Below are 4,566 nucleotides of genomic sequence, written 5' to 3'. Positions count from 1 at the left end.
CCGCCGCACCGGCCGCACCGCGCCCCAGCCGCCACCAGTCGCTCTCGGCGGCCGGCGGGCCGCCCTGCACCGGCACGGACGGCCCGGAAGTACCGGGGAACCTCGACGGAGCCGATGGGGAGGAGGCGCCGCCACCCGCCCCGTCGCGCCCCCGCGCGCCCCGCGGCGCCTCGCGCGCCTCCGGCACTCCGGTGTGCACGGCCCTGCGCACCACCTCGTCCGGGCGGCCGATCCCGTCCAGCACCTTCCTCATCGCCGCCGCCTCGCGGCTGCCGGTCCTGGCGGCCGCGGTGCCGGTCCCCGGCCGTCTGCTGTCGATCGTCTCGCGCAGCCCGGAGACCAGCCGGGCCCGCTCGGCGGCGGTCAGCGCGGTCGCCTGGGCCAGGTCGCCGACCTTGCTGAGATAGTCGTAGACCAGCTGCTCGCTCTCGATGCCCATGCCTGCGGTCGCCCTCCCCGGTCGAACACCCACTGCGCGTTCACGAGCTTAGGGGTGGCCAGATACTTGCCCCTCCCGTACCCGGAGAAGCCTTCCGGCACGCCCCCGGCACACCCGCGCGCCCCGCACCGGCCGACCGAACGGACCCGGTGATTCCGCCACCCGGTTCCGCGCAGTACCTGCCGTCACCATCAGCGACTAGCCTGGGTCGGATGAGCAGTCGAAGAAACGGCGGGGCCGGAGCAGCCGCACCCGCGCCGCGCACCCTGGCCGAGGAACTGCGGGCCCGTCCCGACGAGGGCCTGGCCGAGCTGCTGCGGGCCCGTCCCGATCTGCTGCACCCGGTGCCCAGCGACCTCACCCAGCTGTCCACCCGGCTGTCCACCCGGGCCTCGGTGGTGCGGGCGCTGGAGCGGCTGGACCAGTTCACCCTGCAGACCGCCGAGGCACTGGCGGTGGCCCCGGACGCCTGCTCGTACGCCACCCTGCTCGGCCTGCTCACCGGCACCGTCCCGGACGAGTCCACCCCGGTCGCGGCGGTGACCTCCGCCCTCCCCGGCGCGCTCGCCACGCTCCGCGCCCAGGCGCTGGTCTGGGGCGGGGACGACCAGCTGCGGCTGGTCCGGACCGCCCGCGACGTGCTCTCGCCGGCCAACGGCGCACCCGGCCCGACCGGCCTCGGCCCGACCTACGCCGAGGCGGTCTCCACCTCCGGCAGCGGCGCCCCGGCCAACGGGGCGTCCACCGCTGCCGCGCTCTCCCCCGCCCGGCTGCAGGAGATCCTCGCCGACGCCGGGCTGCCGGCCACCCACGACCCGGTCAGCGCCGTGGCCGCGCTCGCCGCGCTGTTCCAGGACCGCCCCCGGGCCGTGGCCCTGCTGGCCGAGGCGCCGCCCGGGGTCAAGGACGTGCTGCGCCGACTGATGTGGGGCCCGCCCTACGGTGCGTCACCACCGCGCCCGGTCCGGGCCGCCGAGGCCCGCACCCCGGTCGAATGGCTGCAGGCTCGCGGGATCCTGCTGCCCGCCGGGCGCGAGAACGTCGTGCTCCCCCGCGAGGTTGCGCTGCATCTGCGCGGGGGGCGCGCGCACCGGAATGTCGAGCCCCTCCCGCCCGCCGCCACCGCCGCCTCCGCGCACGACCCGGAGCAGACCGACCGCACCGCCGCGGCCCAGGCCTTCACCGCCGTCCGCACCGTCGAGGAGGTGCTCGACCTGTGGAGCACCGAGGCCCCGGCCGTGCTGCGCACCGGCGGCCTGGGCGTGCGCGAGCTGCGCCGCACCGCCGTGGTGCTGGAGCGCACCGAGCAGGAGACCGCCTTCTGGCTGGAACTCGCCTACGGCGCGGGGCTGCTCGCCGCCGACATTCCAGAGATACGGCGCGAGGGAGGTCCCCCCGGCCGAAGGCTGGGGGAGGCTCGGACAAGGGCGGTGGCGGGCGACGGGGGGGCTGCTGAGCGCTGGGCGCCGACCCCGCTGTTCGACGACTGGCTGCGGCAGCCGGTCCCGGAGCGCTGGCTGCTGCTGGCCCGCGCCTGGCTGGCGTCCACCCGGGTCTCGGCCCTGGTGGGCACCCGCGACGCCAAGGACAAGGTGCTGGCCGCCCTCGGCAACGACCTGGACCGCCCGGTCGCCCCCGAGCTGCGGCGGGCCGTCCTGGAGCTGCTGGCCGGGCTCCCCGCCGGATCAGCCGCCGTGCCGGACACCCTGCGCGAGCAGCTGCGCTGGCGCTCCCCGCTGCGCGGGGCCCCGCTGCGGGAGCGGCTGGTCGGCTGGACCCTGCCCGAGGCCGAGCAGCTCGGCCTCACCGGCCGCGGCGCACTGGCCGGCCACGCCCGGGCGCTGCTGGACGGCAAGGACCCGCTGCCGGTGCTGGCGCCGCTGCTGCCTGAGCCGCTGGACCACGTCATCCTGCAGCCGGACCTCACCGCCATCGCCCCGGGCCCGCTGCACTCGGCCCTGGCGCAGACCCTGGCCGTGGCCGCCGACATCGAGTCCAAGGGCGGGGCCACCGTCTACCGCTTCACCCCGGCTTCGGTCCGCCGCGCCCTGGACGCCGGCCGCAGCGCCGACGAGCTGCACGCCTTCCTGGCCCAGCACTCGCGCACCCCGGTGCCGCAGCCGCTCAGCTACCTCATCGACGACGTGGCCCGCAGGCACGGCGTGCTGCGGGTCGGCGCGGCCTCGTCCTATCTGCGCTGCGACGACGACGCCCTGCTCGGCGAGCTGCTGGCGGACCGCAGGGCGGCCCAGCTGCGGCTGCGCCGGCTCGCCCCGACCGTGCTGGCGGCGCAGGTCGACCCCACCGCGCTGCTGACCCAGCTGCGGGCGATGGGCTTCGCGCCCGCAGCCGAGTCGGCCGAGGGCGATGTGCTGATCGCCCGCGCCGACGCGCTGCGCACGCCGCCGCGCAGCGCCCCCGTCCCGGTCACCGACGGGCCGCCGCCGGTCCCGGAAGGTCTGCTGAACGCGGCGGTGAAGGCGGTCCGGGCCGGCGACCGCGCCTCCACCGCCGTCCGCAGCACGGCCCCGGCCTCCCCCACCGCCCCCGCCGTGCTGCCGCGCACCACCGCCGCCGAGACCCTGGCCGCGCTCCAGGCGGCCACCCTGATCGGCGACCGGGTCTGGATCGGCTATGTCAACGCGGACGGCGCCGCCAGCCAGCGCGTGGTCGAGCCCAAACAGGTCGGCGGCGGCTTCGTCACCGCCTACGACCACCTCCGCGAGGAGGTCCGCACCTTCAGCCTGCACCGCATCACCGGCGTCGCCGAGCTGACCGGCGACGCGGCGGCCGGTTCCTAGGGGCCCCGATGCGGTCCGTGCAACCTTTTCATGGTTTTCTCATGTCCCCAGGAGTGCGACACGACAGCTCGCGCCCCCCGGACGCCGGAGAAGCCCCGCAATGCGCCCACGTACCACCCGCCGCCTGCTCACGCTCGCCGTCCTGGCGGCGACGGCCCTGTCCGCGCTGACCGGCTGCGGCGCCTCGGCGCACCCCGAGGCATCCCCGTCGCAGGGCGCCGGCATCGGCTCCCCCGCGGCGACGGCCTCCGCGAGCGCCGCCCCGACCGCGGCCCCCAGCCCGAGCAGCACCGTGGTATCGCTGCCGACCGGCCCCAAGGCCGAACTGACGGTCTCCCAGCAGACCTCGGTCGGCCCGATCTACGTGACCACCCTCAAGGGCGCGAAGTCCGGGGTCAGCGGCAAGGTCTGGGTGTGGCTGCCGCCGCAGTACAACGACCCCCGGTACAAGGACTACGGCTTCCCGGTGATCACCCTCTACTCGGGCGGCTCCAGCGCCGGCTACAACACCTACACCGACCAGCGGCAGCTCGGCGTCCAGGCCGCCGACGTGGCGCTGGCGAAGCAGGGCAAGGCCAGCCCCTTCATCATGGTCATGCCGATCCAGAACTTCCACGACAGCGACTGGTACCTGCAGGACTGCAGCGACATCCCGGGCCAGCCCAGGATGGGCACCTGGATGGGCGTGGACATCCCCGCCTTCGTCCGTGCCAACTTCCGCACCCTGAGGAGCCGCGACGGCTGGGGTGTCACCGGCGCCTCCACCGGCGGCTTCTGCAGCGCCAAGCTGGCACTGCAGTTCCCGCAGACCTTCAAGGCGGCGGTCCCGGTCGACGGCTACTTCATCCCGGACTCGTACTACTGGCGCGGCCACAGCAAGGAGCAGCAGGCCAACGACCCCCAGCTGATGGTGACGAAGAACACCGCCGACCTCGACATGCTGGTCACCATCGGCAGCAAGGAGGCCTACGGCAAACAGGTCGTCGCCGCCTTCATGGACGTCGCCAGGAAGAACAAGCCGCTGCACCTCAGCTACTACGAGCTACCGCACGGCGACCACCTCACCTCCGACTTCAAGAAGGTGATCCCGATGACCTTGGAGTTCTTCACCCAGCACCTCCTGCCCCCCACCGCGGGCTGACGTCCCGCCAGGCCGCGGGTGCAGAAGGCGGGGGAGGTCAGGAGAGCCAGTCGGCGTAGCGGGTGGCGGCGAGGTGCGCGTCCTTGTCCGTGAGGACGTCACCCTTGACGGCGGCGAACATGCCGGCGGTGGGGTCGGTGACGACGGTGCGGCGGTCGCCCTTGTGCGACAGGGTGATCCGGCCC

Annotated in this window: 2 protein-coding genes and 1 pseudogene; 2 read left to right on the top strand and 1 reads right to left on the bottom strand. The window is 75.1% G+C overall.

Features of this window, described 5'->3' with window-relative positions; all coding sequences use genetic code 11:
- Nucleotides 1-439: pseudogene (locus tag TR46_RS40980) on the bottom strand (hypothetical protein); the annotation flags it as partial.
- Nucleotides 440-651: 212 nt separating this feature from the next.
- Here TR46_RS40980 and TR46_RS12355 point away from each other — a divergent pair.
- Nucleotides 652-3,240, top strand: coding sequence for a helicase C-terminal domain-containing protein (locus TR46_RS12355; RefSeq protein ID WP_042398474.1), 2,589 nt, complete (start codon nt 652-654; stop codon nt 3,238-3,240).
- Nucleotides 3,241-3,340: 100 nt separating this feature from the next.
- Nucleotides 3,341-4,381, top strand: a complete 1,041-nt coding sequence (locus tag TR46_RS12350; RefSeq protein ID WP_042398471.1) for an alpha/beta hydrolase — start codon at nt 3,341-3,343, stop codon at nt 4,379-4,381.
- Nucleotides 4,382-4,566 lie beyond the last annotated feature (185 nt).

The sequence above is a fragment of the Streptacidiphilus carbonis genome, assembly GCF_000787775.1.
GTDB classification, from domain to species: Bacteria; Actinomycetota; Actinomycetes; order Streptomycetales; family Streptomycetaceae; genus Streptacidiphilus; species Streptacidiphilus carbonis.
This window is presented reverse-complemented; position numbering and strand designations above follow the sequence as displayed.